The organism is Anaerococcus lactolyticus ATCC 51172, from assembly GCF_000156575.1.
Classification (GTDB): domain Bacteria; phylum Bacillota; class Clostridia; order Tissierellales; family Peptoniphilaceae; genus Anaerococcus; species Anaerococcus lactolyticus.
In genome coordinates this window covers 297,337-322,437 of sequence record NZ_GG666044.1, presented here as the reverse complement: position 1 = coordinate 322,437, position 25,101 = coordinate 297,337, and the positions used below count along the sequence as shown (strand labels likewise).

General features: G+C 34.5%; 33 protein-coding genes and 1 pseudogene. 32 read left to right on the top strand and 2 right to left on the bottom strand.

The genetic code is table 11. The annotated features are described in order from the left end of the window. Both HMPREF0072_RS01435 and HMPREF0072_RS01430 read left to right on the top strand, forming a co-directional pair. Positions 1 to 262: pseudogene (locus tag HMPREF0072_RS01435) on the top strand (chromate transporter); the annotation flags it as partial. A 239-nt stretch (positions 263 to 501) separates the two neighbouring features. Then, positions 502 to 1,128, top strand: a complete 627-nt coding sequence (locus tag HMPREF0072_RS01430) for a bifunctional 2-keto-4-hydroxyglutarate aldolase/2-keto-3-deoxy-6-phosphogluconate aldolase (protein ID WP_004826916.1) — start codon at positions 502 to 504, stop codon at positions 1,126 to 1,128. A 196-nt stretch (positions 1,129 to 1,324) separates the two neighbouring features. Here HMPREF0072_RS01430 and HMPREF0072_RS01425 read toward each other — a convergent pair whose 3' ends face one another. After that, the gene (locus HMPREF0072_RS01425) at positions 1,325 to 2,356 is read right to left on the bottom strand and encodes a LacI family DNA-binding transcriptional regulator (RefSeq protein WP_004826915.1); all 1,032 of its coding nucleotides are present in this window, start codon (positions 2,354 to 2,356) and stop codon (positions 1,325 to 1,327) included. A gap of 299 nt (positions 2,357 to 2,655) precedes the next feature. Here HMPREF0072_RS01425 and HMPREF0072_RS01420 point away from each other — a divergent pair, with 299 nt between their 5' ends. From HMPREF0072_RS01420 to HMPREF0072_RS01370, 10 genes are all read left to right on the top strand, one after another. Beyond that, complete coding sequence (locus HMPREF0072_RS01420) at positions 2,656 to 3,411, top strand: HpcH/HpaI aldolase family protein (RefSeq protein ID WP_004826913.1); 756 nt, start codon at positions 2,656 to 2,658, stop codon at positions 3,409 to 3,411. A 68-nt stretch (positions 3,412 to 3,479) separates the two neighbouring features. After that, positions 3,480 to 4,472: a Bug family tripartite tricarboxylate transporter substrate binding protein gene (locus tag HMPREF0072_RS01415; RefSeq protein ID WP_004826912.1), complete on the top strand. Its 993-nt coding sequence runs from the start codon at positions 3,480 to 3,482 to the stop codon at positions 4,470 to 4,472. Between the two features lie 72 nt (positions 4,473 to 4,544). Next, a complete protein-coding gene (locus HMPREF0072_RS01410; RefSeq protein ID WP_004826911.1) occupies positions 4,545 to 4,985 on the top strand; it encodes a tripartite tricarboxylate transporter TctB family protein in 441 nt (146 codons plus the stop codon). A gap of 8 nt (positions 4,986 to 4,993) precedes the next feature. Then, on the top strand, positions 4,994 to 6,484 hold the full coding sequence (locus tag HMPREF0072_RS01405) for a tripartite tricarboxylate transporter permease (RefSeq protein ID WP_004826910.1): 1,491 nt from the start codon (positions 4,994 to 4,996) through the stop codon (positions 6,482 to 6,484). Between the two features lie 459 nt (positions 6,485 to 6,943). Continuing rightward, a complete protein-coding gene (locus tag HMPREF0072_RS01395) occupies positions 6,944 to 7,894 on the top strand; it encodes a C-terminal binding protein (RefSeq protein WP_004826908.1) in 951 nt (316 codons plus the stop codon). 5 nt (positions 7,895 to 7,899) lie between these two features. Next, positions 7,900 to 8,862: a 4-hydroxy-2-oxoglutarate aldolase/2-dehydro-3-deoxyphosphogluconate aldolase gene (locus tag HMPREF0072_RS01390; protein WP_004826907.1), complete on the top strand. Its 963-nt coding sequence runs from the start codon at positions 7,900 to 7,902 to the stop codon at positions 8,860 to 8,862. 20 nt (positions 8,863 to 8,882) lie between these two features. Continuing rightward, positions 8,883 to 9,827 (top strand): sugar kinase, encoded by a 945-nt coding sequence (locus HMPREF0072_RS01385; protein WP_004826906.1) that lies wholly within the window; start codon positions 8,883 to 8,885, stop codon positions 9,825 to 9,827. Between the two features lie 292 nt (positions 9,828 to 10,119). Further along, positions 10,120 to 10,866 (top strand): hypothetical protein, encoded by a 747-nt coding sequence (locus HMPREF0072_RS01380; protein ID WP_039930940.1) that lies wholly within the window; start codon positions 10,120 to 10,122, stop codon positions 10,864 to 10,866. A gap of 198 nt (positions 10,867 to 11,064) precedes the next feature. Then, positions 11,065 to 12,756 (top strand): coiled-coil domain-containing protein, encoded by a 1,692-nt coding sequence (locus HMPREF0072_RS01375; RefSeq protein WP_004826904.1) that lies wholly within the window; start codon positions 11,065 to 11,067, stop codon positions 12,754 to 12,756. A 219-nt stretch (positions 12,757 to 12,975) separates the two neighbouring features. Continuing rightward, positions 12,976 to 13,917 (top strand): 2-keto-3-deoxygluconate permease, encoded by a 942-nt coding sequence (locus tag HMPREF0072_RS01370; RefSeq protein WP_039930939.1) that lies wholly within the window; start codon positions 12,976 to 12,978, stop codon positions 13,915 to 13,917. 218 nt (positions 13,918 to 14,135) lie between these two features. On the opposite strand, the gene HMPREF0072_RS01365 is transcribed toward HMPREF0072_RS01370, so the two are convergent. Beyond that, on the bottom strand, positions 14,136 to 16,058 hold the full coding sequence (locus HMPREF0072_RS01365) for an FAD-dependent oxidoreductase (RefSeq protein ID WP_004826902.1): 1,923 nt from the start codon (positions 16,056 to 16,058) through the stop codon (positions 14,136 to 14,138). A gap of 411 nt (positions 16,059 to 16,469) precedes the next feature. Between HMPREF0072_RS01365 and rpsJ the strand changes: the two genes are divergently transcribed. The 20 genes from rpsJ (at position 16,470) to rpmD (ending at position 25,097) form a co-directional block, all read left to right on the top strand. Then, positions 16,470 to 16,781, top strand: a complete 312-nt coding sequence (rpsJ, locus tag HMPREF0072_RS01360) for a 30S ribosomal protein S10 (RefSeq protein WP_004826901.1) — start codon at positions 16,470 to 16,472, stop codon at positions 16,779 to 16,781. Positions 16,782 to 16,860: 79 nt separating this feature from the next. Continuing rightward, positions 16,861 to 17,496, top strand: coding sequence for a 50S ribosomal protein L3 (rplC, locus tag HMPREF0072_RS01355; protein ID WP_004826900.1), 636 nt, complete (start codon positions 16,861 to 16,863; stop codon positions 17,494 to 17,496). 10 nt (positions 17,497 to 17,506) lie between these two features. After that, positions 17,507 to 18,130 (top strand): 50S ribosomal protein L4, encoded by a 624-nt coding sequence (gene rplD, locus HMPREF0072_RS01350; RefSeq protein ID WP_004826899.1) that lies wholly within the window; start codon positions 17,507 to 17,509, stop codon positions 18,128 to 18,130. After that, positions 18,130 to 18,423, top strand: coding sequence for a 50S ribosomal protein L23 (rplW, locus tag HMPREF0072_RS01345; protein ID WP_004826898.1), 294 nt, complete (start codon positions 18,130 to 18,132; stop codon positions 18,421 to 18,423). The genes rplD and rplW overlap by 1 nt, the downstream gene beginning before the upstream one ends. A gap of 11 nt (positions 18,424 to 18,434) precedes the next feature. Beyond that, complete coding sequence (gene rplB / locus HMPREF0072_RS01340; protein WP_004826897.1) at positions 18,435 to 19,268, top strand: 50S ribosomal protein L2; 834 nt, start codon at positions 18,435 to 18,437, stop codon at positions 19,266 to 19,268. 9 nt (positions 19,269 to 19,277) lie between these two features. Then, the gene (gene rpsS, locus HMPREF0072_RS01335; RefSeq protein WP_004826896.1) at positions 19,278 to 19,565 is read left to right on the top strand and encodes a 30S ribosomal protein S19; all 288 of its coding nucleotides are present in this window, start codon (positions 19,278 to 19,280) and stop codon (positions 19,563 to 19,565) included. 9 nt (positions 19,566 to 19,574) lie between these two features. Beyond that, on the top strand, positions 19,575 to 19,916 hold the full coding sequence (rplV, locus tag HMPREF0072_RS01330) for a 50S ribosomal protein L22 (RefSeq protein ID WP_004826895.1): 342 nt from the start codon (positions 19,575 to 19,577) through the stop codon (positions 19,914 to 19,916). Between the two features lie 7 nt (positions 19,917 to 19,923). Then, complete coding sequence (rpsC, locus tag HMPREF0072_RS01325; protein WP_004826894.1) at positions 19,924 to 20,658, top strand: 30S ribosomal protein S3; 735 nt, start codon at positions 19,924 to 19,926, stop codon at positions 20,656 to 20,658. 27 nt (positions 20,659 to 20,685) lie between these two features. Then, the gene (rplP, locus tag HMPREF0072_RS01320) at positions 20,686 to 21,114 is read left to right on the top strand and encodes a 50S ribosomal protein L16 (RefSeq protein WP_004826893.1); all 429 of its coding nucleotides are present in this window, start codon (positions 20,686 to 20,688) and stop codon (positions 21,112 to 21,114) included. Positions 21,115 to 21,116: 2 nt separating this feature from the next. Beyond that, complete coding sequence (gene rpmC / locus HMPREF0072_RS01315; RefSeq protein WP_004826892.1) at positions 21,117 to 21,323, top strand: 50S ribosomal protein L29; 207 nt, start codon at positions 21,117 to 21,119, stop codon at positions 21,321 to 21,323. 5 nt (positions 21,324 to 21,328) lie between these two features. After that, positions 21,329 to 21,589: a 30S ribosomal protein S17 gene (gene rpsQ / locus HMPREF0072_RS01310; RefSeq protein ID WP_004826891.1), complete on the top strand. Its 261-nt coding sequence runs from the start codon at positions 21,329 to 21,331 to the stop codon at positions 21,587 to 21,589. 17 nt (positions 21,590 to 21,606) lie between these two features. Continuing rightward, positions 21,607 to 21,975: a 50S ribosomal protein L14 gene (gene rplN, locus HMPREF0072_RS01305; protein ID WP_004826890.1), complete on the top strand. Its 369-nt coding sequence runs from the start codon at positions 21,607 to 21,609 to the stop codon at positions 21,973 to 21,975. Between the two features lie 9 nt (positions 21,976 to 21,984). Continuing rightward, positions 21,985 to 22,293: a 50S ribosomal protein L24 gene (rplX, locus tag HMPREF0072_RS01300; protein WP_004826889.1), complete on the top strand. Its 309-nt coding sequence runs from the start codon at positions 21,985 to 21,987 to the stop codon at positions 22,291 to 22,293. 15 nt (positions 22,294 to 22,308) lie between these two features. After that, a complete protein-coding gene (gene rplE / locus HMPREF0072_RS01295) occupies positions 22,309 to 22,851 on the top strand; it encodes a 50S ribosomal protein L5 (protein WP_037327124.1) in 543 nt (180 codons plus the stop codon). An 11-nt stretch (positions 22,852 to 22,862) separates the two neighbouring features. Beyond that, complete coding sequence (locus tag HMPREF0072_RS01290; protein WP_004826887.1) at positions 22,863 to 23,048, top strand: type Z 30S ribosomal protein S14; 186 nt, start codon at positions 22,863 to 22,865, stop codon at positions 23,046 to 23,048. A gap of 19 nt (positions 23,049 to 23,067) precedes the next feature. Then, entirely contained in the window at positions 23,068 to 23,463 is a 396-nt protein-coding gene (rpsH, locus tag HMPREF0072_RS01285; protein WP_004826886.1) for a 30S ribosomal protein S8, read from the top strand. Positions 23,464 to 23,473: 10 nt separating this feature from the next. Next, positions 23,474 to 24,013: a 50S ribosomal protein L6 gene (gene rplF, locus HMPREF0072_RS01280; RefSeq protein ID WP_004826885.1), complete on the top strand. Its 540-nt coding sequence runs from the start codon at positions 23,474 to 23,476 to the stop codon at positions 24,011 to 24,013. Positions 24,014 to 24,022: 9 nt separating this feature from the next. Further along, positions 24,023 to 24,382: a 50S ribosomal protein L18 gene (rplR, locus tag HMPREF0072_RS01275; RefSeq protein WP_004826884.1), complete on the top strand. Its 360-nt coding sequence runs from the start codon at positions 24,023 to 24,025 to the stop codon at positions 24,380 to 24,382. Positions 24,383 to 24,394: 12 nt separating this feature from the next. Beyond that, positions 24,395 to 24,904 (top strand): 30S ribosomal protein S5, encoded by a 510-nt coding sequence (gene rpsE, locus HMPREF0072_RS01270; protein ID WP_004826883.1) that lies wholly within the window; start codon positions 24,395 to 24,397, stop codon positions 24,902 to 24,904. Positions 24,905 to 24,914: 10 nt separating this feature from the next. Continuing rightward, positions 24,915 to 25,097 (top strand): 50S ribosomal protein L30, encoded by a 183-nt coding sequence (gene rpmD, locus HMPREF0072_RS01265; RefSeq protein ID WP_037327128.1) that lies wholly within the window; start codon positions 24,915 to 24,917, stop codon positions 25,095 to 25,097. The last annotated feature ends 4 nt before the right edge of the window (positions 25,098 to 25,101 follow it).

Sequence of the window (25,101 nt, the reverse complement as noted above, 5' to 3'; positions counted from 1 at the left end):
AAAATACAAGGATATAGACATAATGGCAGATGTCCTAAAATTTTTAAGACCAGCCATTGTAGTAATGATCCTAATAGCAGGCCTGGACATCCTAAAAACATCCCTATTTGATATAAACCCAATAGCATTTGAAAACTTGAATGTAAAAATGCTAGGCCTATTCCTAGGAGCCTTCATAATAATGCAAAAAAAAGACTATGACCCAATAAAAGTGATGCTGGCTAGTGGGGCTGTGTATTTGATTTTGGGAGCTGTGGTCTGAGTGGATAAAAGAACCTTAAGGAGTCTGATTTCTAAAAATATTATTATTTAAATTAAAATGTGGTTTATGTATTTTAAATTAAAAAAATTGAGCCTTAGATAAACTGTTAGGGCTTTTTGTAATTAGATAAAATTTTTCGTAACTTGAAATTGATAAAAATTGTTGCACAATGGTAACATAAAGAGATGAATTAAGAAAAGTATTTGTATCGAATATATCTCGTATAGTAAGGAGTAAATATGAGCAAAGTAACAACAATCAGTAAAGTTCTAGAATTAGGAATAGTACCTGTTGTAAGGGCAGAATCAGCAGACCAAGCAATTGAATTTTGTAAAGGGCTTATAGATGGTGGCATAAATACCCTAGAGGTAACATTTACAATTCCAAATGCCATAGAAGTATTCCAAAGAATTCAAAAGGAATTACCAGAAGACACTTTGTTAGGTGCTGGAACAGTTTTAGACTCAACAACAGCCAGACTTGCAATAATGAACGGAGCTAAATTTATAGTTTCGCCATCATTTGACAAAGAAGTTGCAAAAATGTGCAACATCTACAACATCCCATATATGCCTGGATGCATAACACCGGCAGAAATGTTGGAAGCATATAAATATGGAGTAGACATCATCAAACTATTCCCAGGTTCCCTACCAGGACCTTCATATGTAAAGGCCATTCATGGTCCATACCCACATTTCCAAATCATGCCAACAGGTGGAGTAAGTCTTGAAAATCTCAAAGACTGGTTTGATGCAGGAGTAGTAGCTGTAGGAGCTGGTTCAAATCTAGTAAAAGGTAGTCGTGAAGAAATTACCAAAAAGGCAAAACAATATCTAGAAAAAATTGCTGAGATTAGAAAATAATTATTGACAAATAATATCAATAATAGGTGTACGAAAATCTAATATTATTAATTTTAACAAAAAAGGCCCGGTTTCTCTAAAATTAAGAGAATTGAGCCTTTTATAGTATATAGCATAGTAACATCTAACATGAACCATAAATTTATATATTAAAATTCACATCAATAGTTTACATACTATTTGATTTTTAAGATAATTATAAAGAAATGGTTGATTCTCTAATTTCTAATATATTATTTAGAACTTTTGTTGTAGGTTCTTGATTATTATCGGAATGTATTTTTCTGAATAAAATTCTAGCAGACTCTAATCCGACTCCCCAGGTGTTTTGTGTTATAGTGGTGATACCAGGGCCTACAAGATCTGCCCAACCCCAATTATCGAAACTACATATTCCCAGTTCTTTACCTATTTTAATTCCTGTAGAATTTATAATTACTTTTAATACATCAAGCAAGGCGCCACCATTTATGGTTAATATAGCGACTCTTTCTGTAATGTTATTAGAAACAAAATGGTTTACTTTTTTTCGACAGTCGTCTAAGTCATTGTAAAAGTAAACGGAATCAGTTTCTCCAGAATTAAAAATTTTTTTTTCATATTTACAAAAAGAATAGTATCTTATTCTTCTAACTTCATTTTCTTTCATTGCAATACCGAATAGGCCTACTTTTGTATAGCCGACTTTTTTTAGGTAGAGAAGTGCTTTTTCTATGCTCTCTTCATTATCTGTAACAACGGTATCAATCTTTCCAGGAATTGATAGAGGTCTATCAGCAAGCACAATTGGGAAACCTTGATTTGATAGTTTGAGAATGAATTCGTCATTTTCGCCGGTTGAATTTATTATTAATCCATCAACACTTCTTTCTATCAAATTATTAATTGCCTTCTTTTCGTTTTCTTTGTTATCTTCACTGTCAGTTAAAATTAACTGATATCCTTGCTTCAAACATTCTTGGTTGATACCTTTTACTAATATTGATGAGAAAGGAGATCCAATATTACTTACAATGCAGCCTATTACTCCACTCGTCTTAGACTTTAGACCTTGGGCTAATTTGTTAGGTTTATAATTAAGTTCTTCAATCGCAGACTTTATCCTATTTCTTTTATCTTCAGAAATTACGTTTGATTTGCCATTTAAATATCTTGATACTGTTGATTTTGATACATCAGCTTGTTTTGCAACTGTATCAATAGTTACTTTATTTGTTTTATTGGTCATTATTGCCTCTTTGAAACCGATTTTATTGTCTAAATATACTGGTTATAGTATATTGTACTGTAAAGAAAATCAAAAATCAAAGAAAGTAAATCAAAACGGATTTATTTTTTTATTATGCAAGATTGTTGGTTTGAAGCATAAATACAGGATTAAAAGAGAAAAACTTGACATAAAATCGGTTTCATGGTATCTTAAAATCATAGAATAACAAATGAGTTCAGGAGGCGTGGTTGTGAATGGAAAAAATGAAGAGCTTGTAGAAGGATTTGAAAAATCTTTAGATGAATACGGAGGTATTGATGTCTATTAAAGAAAAAATGAAAAATGGTAATAGTGTTATTGGTCCGTTTATTAAGATGCCATCACCAGAGTTGATGGAAATTATTGCCTTATCTGGTTTTGATTATGTGATTTTAGATTGTGAACATGGCCCACTAGATATGCTTAGTGCTCAAAATTTAATTAGGGCTGCTAAATTAAGGGGAATGGATGCAATAGTAAGGGTAGGATCTAATGATCCTTTGAGCGTATCTCGTGCTCTTGATATAGGGGCAGATGGTGTGCAAATACCACAAATCTTAAATAAAAAAGATGCAGAGGCGGCCGTTAGATACTCGAAATATAGCGATATGGGTGAAAGAGGAGTGTGCAAATACGTTAGGGCTGCAGATTATACTTTTATGGAGGCTAGTGAGTATTTCAAAAAAGCTAATGATGAAAAATTAGTAATAATTCATATAGAGGGATTGGAAGGGATTTCTAATATTGATGAAATACTTGATGTTGAAGGTATAGATATAATCTTTATCGGACCTTATGATTTATCTGCGTCAATGGGATTAATCGGTGATGTAAGAAATGAGAAGGTGCAAAAAGAGTTAAGTTATATAGTAAAAAAGGCTAAAGCTAAAAACAAGATGGTAGGCACCTTTGCTGATGATATTGAATCAGCTAGGTATTATAGAGGATTAGGAATAGACTATATATCTTATTCTGTAGATGTAGGTATTATTGCTAGAAAATTCAAAGAAGATTATCAAGAATTCGCAAATTGAGTTAGTTATAAGTAATAAAAATTAAAGTGGCTCATTTAATAATTTTTTTATAAAAAATAGGAGGATTTATGAAAAAGAAAATATTAAGCTTTATGGTATTGGCAGTTGCAGCGTGCATTTCTGTTGGTTGTGCTAACAACAATGCAAAAAAAGAAGGTAATGGTGGAGAGAGCGCTGATAGCGATTATCCAAAAAAACCTATTCAATTAATAGTTCCTTATGCAGCTGGTGGTGGTACAGATACTGTTGCAAGAGCTATAGGCAACGAAGTTCAAAACGAATTAGGTCAATCAGTAGCTGTTCAAAATGTTACAGGTGGATCTGGTGCAGTAGGTTTCCAACAAGGTATAAATTCAAAAGCTGATGGATATACATTAACTATGACAACAGTTGAGCTTTTAACCCTACCTCAACTAGGAGTATCTAATTTTAAATATACAGACTTTAGACCAATTGCCTTATTAAATAAAGACCCTGCAGCAATTACCGTTAGGGCAGACGCACCTTGGGATACAATAGAAGACTTTATTGAATATGCAAAAAAGAATGATGTTAAAGTTGGTAATTCTGGTGTAGGTGCTATTTGGCACATGGCCGCTATAGCTTTCCAAAATGAAACAGGAGCTAAATTCGTTCATACTCCTTATGATGGAGCTGCACCTGCTGTTACTGCTTTATTAGGTGGTCACGTAGATGCTGTTACAGTTTCTCCAGGTGAAGTTTACACTCAAGTTCAATCAGGAGATTTTAAAGTGTTAGCTGTTATGTCTGATGAAAGAGTAAAACAATTACCTGATGTACCAACTTTAAAAGAAAAAGGAATAGATTTATCTATTGGTACTTGGAGAGGAATTTGTGTTCCAAAAGAAACCCCAGATGATATTTGTTCAAAATTAGAGGGTGCATTCATTAAGGCATCAGAAACAGATGCATATAAGTCAACATTAGAAAAACTTAACTTAGGATATGCAAGCATGAAATCAGAAGAATTTAGCAAGTTCATGGAGCAACAAAACACTCAATTTGAAGAACTATCTAAATCAATTGATATAAACAAATAATTTGTATAATGAAGTATAAAATATAAAGATTATCATTTGTTTGATAATCTTTATATTTTAAAAGGAGTTTTTATGAAAAAAGCAAATAAGATAATTTCAATTATATTAATAATTTTATCTGGGTTTTTCTATTATTTTTCTACACAATTTCCTGAGTCAGTAGGTAATGAAGTCGGACATGCGTTCTTTCCTAAGATATTGGCAATTTTATTGATTGTTCTCTCAGTAAGTTTATTTTTTGCAAAAGAGAAAGATGAATCAAAAATATTTGAACTTTCTAGTGCCCAAATTAAGACGTTTGTCATGGGAGCTATTTCGCTAATAGTTTATATAATCGCAATTAATATTTTAGGCTTTGTTGTATCTTCTGTAATTTATTCTATAGTGTGGATTTATTTGATGGGAAATAAGGATATAAGAAAATACATTGTTCCAATATTATGTTCAATAGCGATTTCTTTGGTATTTGAAAAATTATTAGGAGTTGTTATTCCGCATGGAATGATATATTAGGAGGAATTATGCAATTAATAGACGGTTTTATTAATATTTTTCAAAATCCATTATTAATTTTAATTATATTTTTAGGTGTGGGAGCAGGTATGGTTATCGGTGCATTGCCTGGATTGACTGCTACAATGGGTGTAGCTTTGTTCCTTCCTATCACCTTTGGTATGGATGCAATTACGGGGTTATTATTACTCATAGGTATATATTTTGGTTCCATTTATGGTGGATCTATATCAGCAATATTATTAAATACACCAGGAACACCTGCATCAGCTGCAACAGCTTTTGATGGAAACAAACTTGTAAAACAAGGAAAAGCTGGTCATGCATTAACAACTGCAGCAGTTGCCTCAGGAGTAGGTGGATTAATAAGTGTTGTGATGCTTGCATTTATATCACCTCAACTTGCAAAAATAGCTCTTGATTTTTCCTCTCCAGAAAGATTTGGCTTAGCCTTATTTGGTATTAGTATAATCGCAAGTATTTCAGGTGATACACCATTGAAAGGTCTGATAGCAGGTATATTTGGTTTGTTAATATCTACTATAGGCATGGATTCGATTACATCATTTCCAAGATTTACATTTGGTTTCGTATCTTTATTGAATGGTTTATCTTTTATTCCAATTATGATAGGACTCTTTGCTGTATCTGAGGCTATAGTAATATTTGAAGAAGAAATTAGAAATATACATGGTAAAAAAGCTGAAAATGAAAAGGTGAAATTTCCAAGTTTAAAAGAAATATTTACACTATTTCCTACAATGATTAGATCTGGAATAATAGGTACTTTTATAGGAATTATTCCAGGGGCTGGGGCAGATATTGCTTCTTTTGTATCCTACAACGTTGGTCAAAGACTAAGAAAAAAAGATGAAGTTAAATTTGGTGAAGGAAATCCTAAGGGTGTAGCTTGTTCAGAAGCAGCAAATAATGGAGTTACTGGTGGCGCTATGGTTCCTCTTTTAACTCTAGGTATACCTGGAGATGCAGTAGCTGCTATAATGTTGGGAGCTTTGATTGTTCAAGGAATCCAACCAGGTCCTGAAATTTTTACAAATAATGCTGATATTATTTTCACATTATTTTCAGGAATGTTTATCGCTAATGTTGTTATGGCTATTTTAGGTGTTATTGGAATACCTTTATTTTCAATGATATTAAATGTTCCGAAGGTTGTGTTGGCACCAGTAATATTAATGTTGTCATCTGTAGGTGCTTTTGCTATAAACAACAATTTCTTTGATGTCTATACTATGCTATCATTCGGAATTTTAGGATATCTAATGAAGAAATATAAATTCCCAGCCTCTCCAATTGTACTTGCAATGATTCTTGGACCAATGGCTGAAAGTGAAATGAGAAGGTCCCTAATCTTATCAGGAGGATCGTATTCAATATTTTTCACTAGACCAATATCCTTAGTTTTTATAATAATTGCAGTCATATCTTTGCTATTACCATATATTAATAATTATAGGAGAAATAAAAGTAAGAATTAGCTTATATAATTATTCTGATAGTTTATATGAATATGTATAGTAATCTTAATAAAATCTGTGACTATCTGATTTTTAGAAGTAGTTGCAGATTTTTTAGAGATATTAATGTATACTAGAGATGGTTTCTGTTTGCTTATATTTTCTAAGTTCGGATTATAATCCAAGAGTATATGAAATAAATTGTTGAATTTTAATGTTAATATTTTTATGACATAACACTACAAATTTAATTGTTTTAAAGTTTTACGTTATAGGGTTGCATAAATCTGAGGTAAATATAATATTATTAGACATATATAATTCTATAAATGCCATAATAACAAATAGGATTTCGAATAAAAAATGGGGCGAATCAGAAGATGCAAAAAGTTCGTTACTTGGGGGGGATTGTGCTTCTTCATATTATGTAAATTATAAACCTGTTGATGTGGGTTTTTGGCCAGGTAATAGAGGTAAAATATGAAAGTTTATATAACTGATTGTGATCGTGACAATATCAATATCGAAAAAGAAGTTTTAAAAAAAGCGGGTATTGATTTAATATTAAAAAAAGCAGTAAGTGAAGATGAAGTAATAGAACAATGCAAAGATGGGGAAATTTTTATAGTGCAGTATGCAAAAATTACTAGAAAAGTAATGGAAAATTGTCCTGATTTGAAATGCATTGTTCGTTACGGTGTTGGTGTTGATACTGTTGATGTAGAAGCGGCAACTGAACTTGGCATACAAGTAGGAAATGTTCCGGATTATGGAATGAATGAGGTTGCAGATCATGCTATATCTTTAGCTTTATGTTTTTTAAGAAAAATTAACATTATGAACAATTTCACAAAGAACGATAAGTGGGATTATACTGAAGCGATTCCTATCCATAGGTTTTCAACTCTAACAGCAGGAGTTGTTGGTTTGGGTAGAATAGGATCTAACTTTGCAAAAAAAATGTCGGCCCTAGGTTTTAAAGTTATTGGATATGACCAATACAAGAAAAATATTAAAGAACTTGATTTTGTAAAAATGGTTGACTTTGAAGGCTTGTTAAAAGAATCTGATTTTATATCAATTCATTGCCCTGCTGATAATAATATTGATTTATTTGATAAGGATGCTTTTTCAAAAATGAAGAAGACATCATTTATAATCAATACAGCTAGGGGCGGAATAATAAATGAAGAAGCATTAGAATGGGCTTTAAGTAACGAAATTATTGCAGGTGCCTGCCTAGATTGCATGACTAATGAGCCTGTTGATAAAAGTAATTTGTTATTTAAATACGAAAATGTTATAGTAAGTCCTCATATAGCATGGTACTCTGAAGAATCTGCGCAAGAGTTAAAGAGAAAAGTTGCTGAAGAGGCTGTTAGATTCGCTAAGGGTGAAGATATACATTATCCGATAAATAAAATAAGGTAAATCGTATGAAAAATATAGAAAAATTATACGAGAATGGTCTATTACCGATTGTTAATATTGACGACGAATGTGAAGCGTTAAAAATTGCAGAAGCCATAATGGATGGTGGGCTAGGATGTCTTGCTATAAGATTTCAAAATGAACAATCATTTGAAAGCGTGGCAAAGATTAAAGAAAAATATCCTAATTTAACAGTAGGTATAGTCGGCATTTTTGATAAAGAACAAGTTCATAAGGCTAAGAAATATAATTCTGATTTTATTATGCTATCATCACTTGATGACAATCTCCTAAATTCGGCAATAGATGAAGAAATAGATGTTTATCCTTTGTGTTGTGATGAGAGTGATATTTCTAAACTTAAAGAATATGGTTTAAAGACATTGATAATAAATTTAGAAGGAAAATCAAATAAGAAAACATATATTGATTCATTAAGATATTTGTTTTCTGATGTGAAATTTATTGTTATTGATGAAAATCCCAAAGACAACTTAAGTTTTTATAGTAAGTGCAAGGATGTTCTTGCAGTAAGTGGAACATGGGTTGTTCCAAATGATTATGTTAAAAATAAACAATATAAAGAAATATCAGAAAGAATAGATAAAAATTTGTTATCAATGTGCGATTTTAGATTAGCTCATGTAGGTATAAACTGTGAAAATTTAGAGCAATCAAAAAAAGTTGCAAATTCGTTTGAAAAAATCTTTGGATTTGAACAAAATGAAAACCCAGGATCTATTTTTAATGCATCTTATATAGAGGTCTTAAAGATGCCGTTTTTAGGCAAAAAGGGTCATATAGCCATTAGTACAAACTCGGTAGACAGGGCAAAAGCTTACCTAGAAAGAAAAGGTATTAGTTTTAATGCGGATACATTAAATTATACAAGTGAAGGTATTCTTCAAACTGTTTATACTAAGGATGAAATAGGTGAATTTGCCGTACACTTGGTTAGGAGAAAATAGATTTAACATAAGGAGGTTTTATGGCTAAAGTAATTTTATTTGGTGAACCTATGGCGTTATTAATTGCTGATACGGTTGGCCCACTTGAAGATGTTGAACATTTTACTAGAGCAATGTCTGGGGCGGAGGTTAATGTGGCAATTGGATTGACAAGGCTAGGTCATGATGTTGAATATTTAACCAAGCTTGGAGATGATCCATTTGGTCATTATATAGAAAAAACTTTAAAGAAAAACCAAATAGGAACAAGTTTTATTTCGTATGACTCGGTATTTAGGACTGGTATTCAGCTAAAAAATAGGGTTACAGATGGAAGTGATCCACATGCACCTTATTATAGGAAAGGTTCTGCAGCTTCACACATGAGCAAGGAAGATATTGATAAAATTGACCTTGAAGGAGTTGATTTAATCCATATAACAGGTATTCCTCCAGCTATCTCACTAAGCGCTAGGCAGGCGACATTTAGACTAGCAGAAAGAGCGAAAGTAAATAATATATTCCTAACTTTCGATCCTAATTTGCGTCCTGCCTTGTGGGAAGATAAAGAAACGATGGTTGAAGTTTTAAATGAAATTGCCAAATATGCAGATTTAATTTTGCCAGGTAACGAAGAAGGAAAAATTCTAGCTAAAACTTCTGATAATGATGAGATTTCTGATTTTTACCACAAATTGGGGGTAAAAACAGTTGTTGTTAAAAATGGTTCTGATGGAGCGTATTATAATGATGGAAAGAAATCAGAACAAGTACTTGGATTTAAGGTAGAAAAAGTTGTAGACACTGTTGGGGCTGGAGATGGCTTTGCTGTTGGCGTATTAAGCGGAATAATTGAAGGCAAAAATATGTTTGAAAGCGTGGAAAGAGGCAATGCTATAGGCGCCATTCAGGTTACACACATAAGCGATAATGAAGGATTGCCTACTCATGAAGAGTTAGAGGCCTTTATTAAGAAAGCTAGATAAAATTTTTGAAAATATTTTAAATTTGATGTTTAAATTTATTTTGATGTACCCTCTAAATAAAATAAATTTAATAAGATTGTATGCATAACTTAATTCCCTCTCAAGGTTGAATTTTATGGTTCAATCTTGAGTTTGCATACTTATTTTGATAAAAAATATATTTTGGAGACCTATAAGGTCTCTTTTATTTTTATATTAATAAAAATTAGAAATGTATAATTTCAATTAAGCTTAGTAAAAAAGTTTTAAAAAAGTGGTAGAATATCTTATTGATAAACCACAGAGGGTAGATATGAAAAAAATATTTTTAATTTTGTTGTGTATGATCTTGCTTGCTTGTTCTAGGCAGGGCGATAATGCAAAGGTTTTAAAGAGTGAAGTGGCTAGGCCTAAGGCTAAATCGGGTCAGGTTTCTGATTTTTTGGTGGGGAAGGTGCTTAAGGATTCGTTTGATGATCCTCACTCATATAGTTCTCTTAATTTTTACGAAGACGGTGAATTTGATGGGGATTTTTTGTCGAATTCTGATATTGATGGTAAAGATTTTGGGCTTAAGGGCATAAGCGAGAAAACCTATAATAGGTCAGAAATTCATAAGTCAGTTTTTTCTGGAAAATTTAAGGTTGGAGAGAGTATTTCTAAGGGTGTTTATAAATTAAAACTTGAGGATTTTTCTATAAATAATGAAAAGGGCCCGGATAAGGAAATCAAATACCAATCGTGGGTGGATTTTGCCAGGGGCTTGAGTGAGGATGATGAATATATTCTTTATTTAAAGGGCGCTTTACTTGATGATTATTTATTGGGAAATAACCAATTTAAGAAAGACCAGATAGAAAATAGTGAGGAAGATGATCATCATCATGAGGAAGGTGACCACGATAATGAAGATATTCACCACGACCATGAAGATGATGACGATGATCATGATGAAAAATATAGGGCCTACGGTTTGATTATTTACAATAAAACCCAGGGAATAATATTTACAGAACATGATAAATGGGCGATGTCTAACCACCACCACCATCACCATTAGGTTGGAAATTTTAAAAGGTTGGTTAGTTGTTGCGCTTGCGATTTTAGAGAGACTTAAGAGGTCTCTTTTTTGTTGTAAAATTTTCTTTCTTTTAGGTTAATTTTTTTTATAAATTTAACACAAATTTAACATCAGTTTTTTTATAATAAAAAATAAAAAAGCATATAAAATATATATAATGAATTTTAAGGGGGATTTATGAAAAAAAATAATATTGCATGCCTAGGTCTCGCTATGGCTTTATCAACATCATTGTTAGTCTCGCACATGGAGATTTCAAGAGCTGATGAAAGGGGCAAAGCGACCCAGAAGGTAGAAACAAAAGATAAGAAGACAGAAATTGAAAAACTAGAAAAAGAATTGGCTACTGAAAAAGAAAACCTTAGAAAAAAAGAAGCGAATTATACAAAAGAAAAGGGGCTTCTTGATAGGTATAAAAAAGATAAGGATAAGGCTGAGAAAGACTTAAAGGCTTATAAAGAACTAGAAAAAACTATAGATGAAGATATAAGTAAAATCGGTAGCAAGGAGAAGCTTGAAAAAGAATATAGCGAGCTAGATGATAGACTAAGGAAAGAAGAAGATCAAAAGCTTACATTAAAAAAAGCTTTAGAAGTTGCAAAATCTGATCAAGAAAAGAACGCTTCTGCCCTTAAGGAATTAACAAAGGGAATTAAAAATTATAACCCTAACTTAAAAACCGACCTTGATAAAAAAGAAGAAGAGTATAAGGCTTTAGAAAAAAGTATAGGTGAACACGACAAAAAAATTTCCCAAATAGAGGAAAAGATAAAAACAAGTCGAGACCAACTAAATGCTGCTGAAAGTAACGAAAAATCCACATCTAATAGCATTGATGATAAAAGGGCGGAGCTAGAAGGAGTTAGAGCGCAGATAAAATATTTGGCTGAGAAATTCACTTTAACAAGAAAGGCTCAACAAAGTTATGAAGAATCTTTGAAATCAGGGGAAAAAGCTGACCCAAAAATCTTGGATCGATTTAATAATATGATAGCTGAAATAGAGCGAGAAAAAGCAGCTAATATAGAAAAAGAAAACAGGCTTGATAACGAGATTAAAGACCTAGAGGCTAAAAAGGCGCGTGAAGCTAAGCAAAAAGAGTTTATAAACCAAGAACTAACTAACTTAGACAAAGAGAAAAATAGTGAAGATGCAGCAAGAACACAAAAAAAAATACAGGCTGGCCAACTCCAAAAAGACAAAGAAGAACTTGAAGAAAAAATAAGAAAACAAAAGATTGCCCCTCAGGTTATGGATAAAATTAACGAGCTTGAAGGAAAACTTGAGCAAAACAAAAAACAAGTAGCAAATGGCCAAAAACTTTTAGCTGAATCTGAAGATAATATTAAAGATGTAAAAAATAAAATAAGCGCAAATAAGGAAAATGCCAAAAAATTAGAAGAATTAACTGGTAAAAAGGCAGACCTTCAAAAGAAAATAGACCAAGCGCAAAAAGATATTAAGTCTAACCAAGGTGCTATTGATGAGAAAAAATCCATTGTAGAGAATCTTAAAAAAGACCTAGAAGCTCAAAAACTAAAAACTACAGAAATTCAAACAAAATTATATAGGGCCAAGGGTATTGTCATTCCTAGAAGGAAGGACAGGGATGCAGAAAAATCATCTGAAGGCAAAAATAAAAAAATAGATGAGGCAAAAAAGAAAGAGATTAAAAAGCATATAAATAGACTTAAAGAAGCTGTAGCAGAAAATAAAATATCGGTCAAAGCCGGGGAGTTTTTATTAGAAAAGGCTCCAAAACAAATAGCTCCTGTAAAAGACAAGTTAACCATGCTTGTAAATAACGCTAAGGGCATCATAGAAAAATCTGAAAAAGTTTTGACTAAGCTAGAAGGACTTGTTGACTAAGGTGGATTGAAATTAGATCTACGAGAATAAAAATCAATTAAAAACAAATTAAAAGGGCGCCACTATGGGAAGGGGACGCCCTTTTGTTATGAAAAATTTCACGAAAAGGGAATATATTGAATCAAGACTAAAATAAGCTTGTTAATGAATGAGAAAATCAAGATAGGTAGTTTACAATTACAATAAGAAAGCGTAAGATTTTTCATAATGGAGGATTTTATGCTAGCTAGATTTTTTAAAAAAGTTCCGGCAGCAACCATTGTGGTGCCAATGATTTTTGCTGCTATTATACATACCTTTGCACCAAATTTATTTGTCGTGGGACCTATGACAGCCGCAATGAATAGCAAGGAAGGCCTTAATGTAATAATTGACATAACGCTTGTTGCTGTAGGTAGTCAGCTTACCTTCAAAAGGTTAAGGCTTGCCCTTCATAGAGGACTGGTTTTATTTTTATCTAAGTGGCTTACAGCTGTTGTATTGGGCTATATATTCTTTAAACTTTTTGGCAGAGAAGGCTTTTTGGGTATATCCGCGCTTGCCTTCATAGCAGCAATATCAAACCACAATAATTCACTTTTTATAGGTCTTATAGGGGAGTATGGAGATGAGTACGATATGGCTAGTGCAGCTATAACAGCAGTAATATCTGTTCCTATCTTTACCTTTTTGACCCTCTCTATGTTAGGAGTTGCAGACATTACACCAAACTCTATTTTAGACCTAGCCCTTCCAATTATAATCGGTATATTTTTTGGAAATTTAGATAAATCATTTTGTGACTTCCTGGCAGGAACTCAAACATACATGATGCCCTTCTTGGGCTATGCTATAGGATCTGGCATAAACCTATCTGCAATTTTTAAAGGTGGAGCAGCAGGCGTGGTCCTAGCGGTGCTAACAATAGCATCAGCCTTTATTATAACCCTACCTGCAGATATATTTATTAATAAGAGACCGGGTTGGGCTGCGATTTCAATTTATACAGCAGCTGGAAACTCAGTTATTGTACCCTTCCTAGTATGTGACTTTGATCCTTCTTGGCAAGCTTACGAAAATCTCGCTGCAGCACAATTAGGAACGGTCGTAATTGTAAGTTCTCTTCTAGTGCCCTTTGTTGCAAGTCTTTGGCTTAAGATTAGAAAATCTAGGAAATTTTGATAAAAATATGCTTAAGGTAATATATTGATTATAATTTATGAGATTACTTATCCCCTCCTATCGACCTTGCTCGAGGTAAACTTTTCCGCTCGGGGTAAACTATCTGAGAGATTTTTTGTCGGAATGACCTTGTAGTATAGTTTTACTTGGATTTTAAAAAAATACCCTCTTTGTCTTTATAGCAAAGAGGGTATTTACATTTTATTTTAGAGTTTTATTTATTTTTTATCGTTTTTATCAGCATAGTCATTTGCTACACTTTCATCTGCAAAGGCGCTTGCGTTTTCACCTGCTATATAACCCATGTAGCCAGCTACACCTATAGCTTGTCTACCTGGGTAGAAGTCTCCAAAGAATTGACCTGATGAGATTATTCCTGATGCATAAAGGCCAGGGATCGCATGGCCATCTTTGTCAACAACTTCTGCCCTTGGAGAGGTTTTGATCCCGCCGTAGACACCACGGGTTGCATCATACATCAAGGCTGCGTAGTAAGGGCCTTCTGCCTTAAATTCCTTGAGGAATTTAGGGTCTTTGCCGAAGTCTGTATCTTCGCCAGCCCTAGCAAGCTCGTTATACCTATCTACTTCTTTCTTGACTACTTCAGGGTCAAGTTCCATAAACTTGGCTAATTCTTCTATAGTATCTGCCCTATAAACTCTGATAATCTTATCCTTGTTGGCAGTCTTTTCAAGATATTCTTCTAAGTGAGGAAGATTTGGAGCAATTTCCTTATCCATGATTGCCCAAGCAGTATTTAGCCCGTCTTCTCTTACGAATTTAAATTTTTGTGGGTGGGATCCACCGTCTTCTTTAAATACCCTTTTTCCTTCCATATTTAGAAGGATAGCTTCAAATGGATAACCATTTGTAGGGTCACCTACCATTGGGTAGTCGTGTGGGTTGGCGTTAAATACACCTGACATAGATTCTTGGAATGGATTCATCACACCACCAGCTTTTAGGGCGAGCTTGTGGCCATCTCCAGTGTTGCCTATAGCAGATGCAGAATATTCTCCAGCACCCCTCTTGTTGTATTCCTTATCCATATCACGATTTCTAGCATAGTCTCCTGTAGCAAGGACTACTGCACCAGCGTGGAAGGTTTTCTTGCCAGTCTTAGAATCTGAAATTACTCCTATTATTATTTCGTCATCATTTATCAATTCTGTTGCTGGAGTATTTAGGTAAATATCAACTCCCAAATCCTCTAATTTTTTAACAAAGGTTGCGATTAGGCTTGGCGCACCTTTGGCATTTGCTTTTTTAGATGGGATGGTGATTGCTTCAGCGTTTTTCTTAGATTTTACATTTGGGTTAATTTTTACAGTGATAGACCCATCTTTTTCGCTTGGTTCAGTTCTGTAATCAACGCCGATTTCATCATAAACTTGCATTAATTTTGGTGAAACATCGATAAGGGCATCTAGCATTTCCATATCAATTGGGTTTAGATCTTGGGCCCAAGACCTGTTTAGCCAGCCTGTTTTCATTGTTTCCTTGTCAGCTTCTGTTGGAGCGGCAAGCATGTTACCACTTGCTGTGATAGATGTACCTCCTAGGAGGCCGTTCTTTTCAATTAGGGCAACTTTTGCACCATTGCTAGCAGCCCTGTAAGCAGATACAATTCCACTAAAACCACCACCTGCTACCACCACATCGTAGTTAAATTCTTCATCTTTTACATCGACAGGAACGAGGGTTTTCTTAAGTGCATCAACAACTTCCTTTGACGATCCTTCTTCGATGGCCTTGGCTGCGGCAGCTTTTACAGCAGCAGATGTGATTGTCGCACCAGAAACATTATCGATTGCTAAAGATTGGTTATCAACTATAGCTTGAGGGATGGTATTATAAACAGCTTCGCAAATACCACTTGTTTCATTTTCTTCGCCAATTTCAACGGATTCTATCTTGTCCTTGCCAAGCTTAACTATGACTTCAACATCACCGTCAACACCTTGGGCAACAGCTTTATATTGGCCTTCTTTATAGGCGATGTCAGTTGTCTTCTCTTTTTGTTCGGAAGTATCTTTTGACTTTTCTTCGCTTTTAACTTCTTCTTTTTTACGGGCATTGTCATTTTGACAAGCGGTTAAAATAGAAGCACTCAAAAGTAGTAGCAATAATTTGTTTTGCATGATTACCTCCTTATGTAAGTTAATTAAATCTTAACATAGAAAAAATGTATTGGCAATATTAAGACATTTACAATACAAGCGTATTAAGCCAATATATAAAGAAGGGAATAAAAAATTAAAATATTTTTATATAAACTTGAAAAGTAAAACCTAGCTGGTATATTTACTAGCAGAGTTTTTTACTAGGCTTATAAATTTTTATTAAAAAATAAAAAGAAGAGTAAAATCTAGAAAAAAACTTGCGAAATACGCTTAATTGTCGTATTATATATAAGTGCTTTGAAGTTAGATGTTGCTTATGTATAGGCCAATGCATAAGGAAACTCTGACCGAGCGAGCTTAGGAATGATCCTAAGCGATTTCCAAAAATAATCAAACGCCCGGACGGGCGTAAAAGAAAGAGAGAGGAAAATGGCTAATCAACAAAAGATAAGAATCAGACTTAGAGCTTACGATCACGAAGTTATCGATAGCTCAGCAGAGAAAATCGTAGAAGCGGTAAAAAGAAGCGGAGCAGAAGTAAGTGGACCAATTCCATTACCAACAGAAATCGAAAGAATTACTATTCTTAGAGCGGTTCACAAGTACAAAGATTCCAGAGAACAGTTTGAACAAAGAACTCACAAAAGACTTATCGACATCATCGGTCCTAATGCTAAGACATTAGACGCGCTAAAGAAGTTAAATCTTCCAGCTGGTGTTGATATAGAGATTAAACTATAACTGTAATTAGGATGATTGACTATTAAAAGTTAATAAGAATTAACTAGATTGATCAATCCGCTGTAATTAAGGAGGACTCATGAAGAGTATATTTACAACAAAAGTAGGCATGACTCAAGTCATCGACGAAGACGGAGTTATTACTCCTGTTACTGTTCTAAAAGCTGACGAGAACGTAGTAGTACAAGTTAAAACTACAGACGTTGATGGATACAATGCTATCCAAGTAGGAACAGTTGACAAGAAGGAAAAGAACGTTAAAAAGCCAATCAGAGGTCATTATGACAAGGCAGGCGCTTCATACAAGAGATACCTAAAAGAAATCAATCTTGGTGAAGAAGTAACAGAATTAAAAGCTGGAGATAAGATCACAGTTGACGTCTTTGAAGAAGGCGAACTAGTAGATGTAGTTGCTATTTCAAAGGGTAAGGGAACTCAAGGTGCTATCAAAAGATGGAACTACGGAAGAGGTCCAGCAAGCCACGGTTCTAAATCTCACAGAGTAGCAGGTGCTAGAGCAGCAGGTTCTGACCCATCTAGAGTATTCAAGGGTAGAAAAGGTTCAGGAAAAATGGGACACGAACGTGTAACTATCCAAAACGTTAAGGTTGTTAAAGTTAACGCAGAAGATAGCTACATCTTAGTAAAAGGCGGAGTACCAGGACCTAAGGGTGGACTTGTTGAAGTTAAACAAGCTGTTAAAAGCCTAGCTTAAGGAGGATAAAATGCCTAAAGTAAATATTTTAAATATTAAGGGAGAAAATGTTGGCGAACTTGAACTAAACGAAACAATCTTCGCTACAAAAGTAAGCGAACACGCAGTTTACGAAGTTATCAAAAACCAACTAGCAAATAAAAGACAAGGTACACAATCAGCTAAAACTCGTGCTGAAGTACGTGGTGGTGGAAGAAAGCCATTCAGACAAAAAGGAACAGGACGTGCTCGTCAAGGTTCTATAAGAGCTCCACACTACACAGGTGGTGGTGTTGTATTTGCACCAAAGCCAAGAGACTACAGCTACAGACTAGCTAAGAAATTAAGAAGAAAAGCACTTTATTCAGTACTTACATCTAAACTTAATGACAATGAATTAATAGTAGTAGATAGCCTAGCTCTAGAAAATGCTAAGACAAAAGAAGCAAAGGCTGCTCTAGTTGCACTAAATGCTGACAGAAAAGCATATGTAGTAACAGCTGAAAAAGACGAATTAGTATATAGATCATTTAGAAACATCGAAGGTGTTGAAGTAGCTGAAGCTAGATTAATCAATGTTTATGACTTAGTAAGACATGACAAGTTAGTAATAACAAAAGATGCTATTGCTAAACTTCAGGAGGTATTTATCTAATGAAAGCACCTTATCAAATAATCAAAAGACCAATAATAACAGAAAAAAGCATGGAAATGCTTGATGAACACAAATATACTTTTGAAGTAGACAAAAACGCAAACAAGCCAGAAATCAAAAAAGCTGTAGAAGCAATTTTTGAGGGCGTAAAAGTTAAATCAGTAAGAACCATGAACTATAAAGGTAAAAAAGTAAGAACTAGATATGGTTATGGTAAAAGAGCTGACTGGAAAAAAGCTATCGTTGAACTAACAGAAGATAGCCAAGCTATTGAATACTTCGACGGACTATAAGGAGGACTTAGATGGCTATTAGAAAATTAAAACCAACATCAAACGGACATAGAAATATGTCAGTAAGTACCTTTGAAGAAGTTACTACAGCAAAGCCATACAAGGCACTAACTACAGACCTTAAAAGCAAGGCTGGTAGAAACAATACAGGTAGAACAACAGTAAGATTCCGTGGCGGCGGAGTTAAGAGAAGATATAGAATTATCGACTTTAAAAGAGATAAGGACAATATCCCAGCAAGAGTACAAACAATCGAATACGATCCAAACAGAAGCGCATATATCGCATTAGTAGCATATGCTGACGGTGAAAAAAGATATATCCTAGCTCCAAAAGGACTAAAAGTAGGAGACGTAATCGAATCAGGTGAACACGCTGATATCAAACCAGGTAACACACTTGAACTAAAAGACATCCCAGTAGGTACAACAGTACACGCAATCGAACTTAAGGCAAAAAGAGGAGCAATCCTTGTAAGAAGCGCAGGCGTTGGCGCACAACTTATGGCTAAAGAAGGTGGATTTGCAACACTAAGACTACCAAGTGGCGAAATGAGAATGGTACACTTAAACTGCAAAGCTACAGTAGGTATCGTAGGAAACTCTGAACACGAACTACTAAGAGTAGGTAAAGCAGGTAAGTCAAGATATAAAGGCAGAAGACCTCACGTAAGAGGATCTGTAATGAACCCAGTAGACCATCCACATGGTGGTGGTGAAGGTAGAACACCAATCGGTAGACCAGCACCAATGACACCATGGGGCAAAAAAGCTATCGGTGTTAAGACAAGAAATAAGAAGAAACAATCTTCTGCATACATCGTAAGAAGAAGAAACGAAAAATAGGGGGATATAATGGCTAGATCACTTAAAAAGGGACCATTTGTCGATGATCATTTAATGAAAAAAATAGACGAATTAAATGAAAAAAATGAAAAGAAAGTAATTAGAACATGGTCAAGACGTTCTACAATATTCCCTGAATTTGTAGAACACACAATAGCAGTTCATGACGGAAGAAAACACGTTCCAATCTATATCACAGAAGATATGGTAGGTCATAAACTTGGCGAATTTGTGCCAACAAGAACATTCAGAGGCCACGCTAAAAAGGCAACTGAAATGAAAAGCAAAATGCGTTAGGAGAGATAAATGAAAGTACAAGCAATAGCTAAATATCAAAGAATATCTCCTCTAAAAGTTAACTATATAGCAAGAGAAATTCGTGGCAAACAAGTAGATGAAGCACTAAACATTTTGAAATTTACTAACAAAAAAGGTGCAAGACTTCTTGAAGAAGTACTAAAAAGTGCCATTGCCAACGCTGAAAACAACAACGGACTTGATAGAGAAAATCTATACGTAGAAAAAGCATATGCAAATGATGCACCAACTATGAAAAGATACAGACCTAAAGCTAAGGGTGCTGCATACCCTATATTAAAAAGATCAAGTCATATCGGCGTAGAGTTAGCGGATATAGAGGAAAGGTAGGATTAATATGGGACAAAAAGTAAACCCTAAAGGATATAGAGTAGGCGTAATCAAAGATTGGGATTCCAAATGGTTCGCTGATAAAAAAGACTTTTCTGACCTTCTTGTAGAAGACGTAAAGATAAGAGAATTTATCAAAAAATATGCTTTTGAAGCAGGAATAGCAGATATAGAAATTGAAAGAGCAGTAAACAACCTTAAGGTAACAGTCTTTACTGGCAAACCAGGAATGGTAATTGGTAGAGGTGGCGCTGGAGTTGAAGAACTTAAAGCAAAAATCGAGAGACTTGCTCCAGGCAAAAGAGTTATCATCAATGTTGAAGAAATCAAATACCAAGACCTATCTGCTCAATTAGTAGCTGAAAATATAGCTAACCAACTAGAAAACAGAATCGCATTTAGACGTGCCATGAAACAATCAATCCAAAGAACAATGAGAGCTGGAGCTAAAGGTATTAAAACTATGGTTTCAGGCAGACTTGGTGGAGCAGATATGGCAAGAAGTGAAGGTTACTCAGAAGGTACAATTCCACTTCAAACACTAAGAGCAAATATTGACTACGGTTTTGCTGAAGCAGACACAGAATATGGTAAAATCGGTTGTAAAGTTTGGATCTACAAAGGCGAAGTTCTTCCAGGAGAAAAAGCTGAAAGAGAACCAAAACTTGCACCTGTTCAAAACAACAGAAGAAAAAAGAGAAATAATAGACGTCCAAACAGAAATAATAAGGGACAAAATTAGTCTTAAAGAATCAGGAGAGTATTATTTATGTTAATGCCTAAAAGAGTAAAATATCGTAGACAACATAGAGGCAGAATGAAGGGTAATGCTAATAGAGGTAACCAACTTGCATATGGTGAGTTTGGTTTACAAGCTCTAGAAGCTTGCTGGATGACAGCAAACCAAATCGAGGCTGCCCGTCGTGCGATGACAAGATATATAAAAAGAGGCGGAAATATTTGGATAAAAGTATTTCCAGATAAACCAGTATCTAAGAAGCCTGCAGAGGTAAGAATGGGTTCTGGTAAAGGTGCACCAGAATACTGGGTAGCCGTAATCAAACCAGGTAGAGTACTATTTGAGATGAGTGGTGTTAGTGAAGAGGTAGCAAAAGAAGCAATGAGACTTGCTGCACAAAAACTTCCAATCAAGACAAAATTCATCCAAAGACTTGAAGTAACAGGTTCGGAGGAATAAGGATGAAAATAGCAGAAATTAGAAATTTATCAGACAAAGATCTAGATAAACAACTATTTGATTTACAAAATGAGCTTTTCAATCTACGTTTTAGGCTTGCCACAGGTCAGTTAGAAAACCCAGCAGCTATAGGAACTGTTAAGAAAGATATAGCTAGAGTTAAGACTATCCAAACAGAAAGAAAGATTGAAGCGGGCAAGGAGGCTTAATCTCAATGGAAAGAAATAGAAGAAACGTGCGCCAAGGAGTGGTAGTATCTGACGCAATGGATAAGACTATAACAGTTCTTTGCGAAGACATTATAAGCCACCCAGTGTACAAAAAGAAAATAGTAAGAAGTAAAAAATACAAAGCTCATGATGAGAAAAATGAAGCTAAAGTTGGCGATAAAGTAGTAATAATGGAAACAAGAGCCCTATCTAAGACAAAAAGATGGAGACTAGTACGCATTAGCCAAGCGGCAGAAATTGTTTAATTAATAAGGAGATTATTATGATACAACAAGAAACTCGTATGAGAGTAGCAGATAACTCCGGCGCAAGAGAACTTTTAGTAATCAAAGTTCTTGGAGGAACTAGAAGAAGATATGCCAATATTGGTGATGTAGTTGTTTGTTCAGTAAAAAGTGCAACACCCGGCGGAGCGGTAAAAAAAGGTCAAGTAGTAAAGGCTGTTATTGTTAGAACAAAAAGAGGCCTAAAGAGACTTGATGGTTCAGTTATTAGATTTGACGATAACGCAGCAGTAATCATCAAAGACGACCAAACACCAGTAGGAACAAGAATCTTTGGTCCAGTAACAAGAGAGCTTAGATCTGAAGGTTTCATGAGAATTATCTCACTAGCACCGGAAGTATTATAGGGGGATAAAATGCATATAAAAAAAGGCGATAAAGTCCAAATAATATCAGGTGAATATAAAGGACATGTAGGAGAAGTATTAAAAGCTTTCCCAAAGACAAATAGAGTAATAGTTGAAGGTGCCAACGTGCAAATAAAACACCAAAAGGCAACAACAATGGGCGGCGAAAGTGGAAGACTTGAACAAAACGGTCCAATTGATGCCTCAAATGTACTTCTATATTCAGAAGAACTTAAAAAAGGTGTTCGTACAGGTATTGTTTACGAAAATGGTAAAAAAGTTCGTAAATCAAAAAAGACTGACGAAAAATTCGACTAGTTGATAGGAGATACTATGACACAGAGACTTAAAGAAAAATATCAAAACGAAGTTGTTGGCAAACTTATCGAACAGTTCGGTTATAAAAATGTTATGCAAGTTCCAAGACTTGACAAAATAGTAATAAACATCGGACTTGGAGAAGCAAAAGACAACCAAAACCTACTAAACACAGCTAAGAGAGAACTTAGCCTAATTACAGGTCAACAACCAATCGAAATCAAAGCTAAAAAATCAGTAGCAAACTTTAAATTAAGAGCTGGTCAAGCAGTTGGTACAAAAGTAACACTTAGAAGAGATAAGATGTATGACTTCCTAGATAAGTTAATCTCAATCTCCCTTCCAAGAGTTAGAGACTTTAGAGGTATCAACTCAAATTCTTTTGATGGCCGTGGAAACTATTCACTAGGTATCAAAGAACAATTGATCTTCCCTGAAATAAAGTATGATGATGTAGATTTCATTCACGGAATGGATATTACAATCGTAACTACTGCTAAAACTGATGAAGAAGCAAAAGCATTCTTAGATTTAATGGGAATGCCATTTAAGAAATAGAAGGAGCAAAAATGGCTAAAAAGTCACTTATAGCTAAACAACAAAGAAAACAAAGATTCTCTACAAGAGAATATACAAGATGTAAACTTTGTGGAAGACCACACGGCTACTTAAGAAAATATGGAATTTGCCGTATTTGCTTTAGAGAACTTGCAAATAATGGACAAATACCAGGAGTAAGAAAAGCAAGCTGGTAATTAAGGGGGAAAGATAATTATGATGACAGATCCAATAGCGGATATGCTAACAAGAATCAGAAATGGTAACAAAGCTAATCATAAAAAGATTACATTACCATCTTCTAATGAGAAAAAAGCTATTGCCCAAATACTGCTTGATGAAGGCTTTATAACAGGGTTTAACGTAGAAGAAGACAACAAACAAGGTATTCTTACAATAGATTTAAAATATACAGAAAATGGCGAAAGAGTAATCTCAGGCCTAAGAAGAATTTCTAAACCAGGTCTTAGAGTTTATGTAAAAGCAAATGAGGTTCCAAAGGTACTAGATGGTCTTGGAACAGCAATTATTTCGACATCAAAAGGACTTATGACTGACCGTGCTGCTAGAAAAGAAAACGTAGGCGGCGAAGTTATTTGTTACGTATGGTAAGGAGTAATATATGTCAAGAATAGGTAAACAACCAATCGTAATACCTTCTGGAGTAGAAGTTACTATAAATGGTCTAAATATAACAGTAAAAGGAAAGTTAGGTGAAGATAGCTTAACAATTAGCGATAGAGTTAAACTAGAGCAAATAGAAAACGAACTTCATTTAACAATTCCTGAAAACTATACAAAACAAGAAAATATCGACCATGGTCTATATAGATCTTTACTACACAACATGGTAGTTGGTGTATCAGAAGGATACGCAAAGACACTTCAAATCGAAGGAACAGGATACAGAGCAGCTAAACAAGGTAACAACCTAGTATTAAACTTAGGATATTCTCACCAAATTACAATGCCAGATCCTGAAGGAATCGAAACTGAAGTACCAAATGATAGAACTATTATTGTTAAGGGATTCAATAAACAACTAGTAGGTCAACATGCAGCAAACATTAGGGCTAAGAGAAAACCTGAACCATACAAGGGCAAGGGTGTTAGATACGCTGATGAGCATGTAAGACGTAAAGTTGGTAAGACAGGTAAGTAGGAGATATAAATGGCTAAAAAGAATAAAAACGATAGACTTATAACTCGTAAAAAAAGAGTTAGAGCGAAGATATCAGGAACTCCTCAAAGACCAAGACTTTCAGTATATAAATCAAACACAAACATCTATGCACAACTAATTGATGATGTAAACGGCGTAACACTAGCAAGTGCTAACAGCCTACAAAAAGATGTAGCAGAAAGTGAACACGCTAACGTTGAAACAGCTAAAAAAGTTGGTGCTGCAATCGGAAAACGCGCTCTAGAAGCTGGCATAAAAGAAGTTGTATTTGATAGAAATGGTTATTTATATCACGGAAAAGTCAAAGCACTAGCAGAAGCAGCAAGAGAAGCTGGTCTTAAGTTTTAGGAGGTTGGTAAAATGAAATATTTATTAAAAAGTGAAGTAGAAAAACTAAACCTCGAAGATAGAGTAGTAAGTATCAACAGAGTTGCTAAAACTGTTAAAGGTGGACGTAACATTAGATTTACAGCCCTAGTAGTTGTTGGAAACTCAAATGGTGTTGTAGGTGTTGGAACAGGTAAGGCTACAGAAGTACCAGAAGCAATCAGAAAAGCTACAGAAAATGCTAAAAAGCATATGATACAAGTTCCATTAGTAGGAACAACAATTCCACACAGAATTCAAGGAGCTGAAGGTGCAGGTAGGGTATTATTAATGCCAGCAGTAGAAGGTACAGGAATCATCGCAGGTGGTCCAGTACGTGCTATTTGCGAACTTGCTGGATACAAAGATATCAAAGCAAAGAACCTTGGCACATCAAACCCAAGAAATATCATAAACGCATGTATCAATGCATTTTACAACATGAAGACTGTAGAAGAAGTTGCAAGACTTCGTGGTATATCGGTAGAAGAATTCGACTATTAAGGAGAGCATGATGGAAAAAATTCAAATCACACTTAAAAGATCTTTTATCGGTAAAAAAGATGGACAGATCGCAACAGCAAAAGCGCTTGGCCTTAGAAAAATCGGTCAATCAGTTGTTAAAGAAAATAATGACGCAACCAAGGGTATGGTTCACAAAATCAGACACATGGTTGAAGTTAAGAAAATAGACTGAGGTG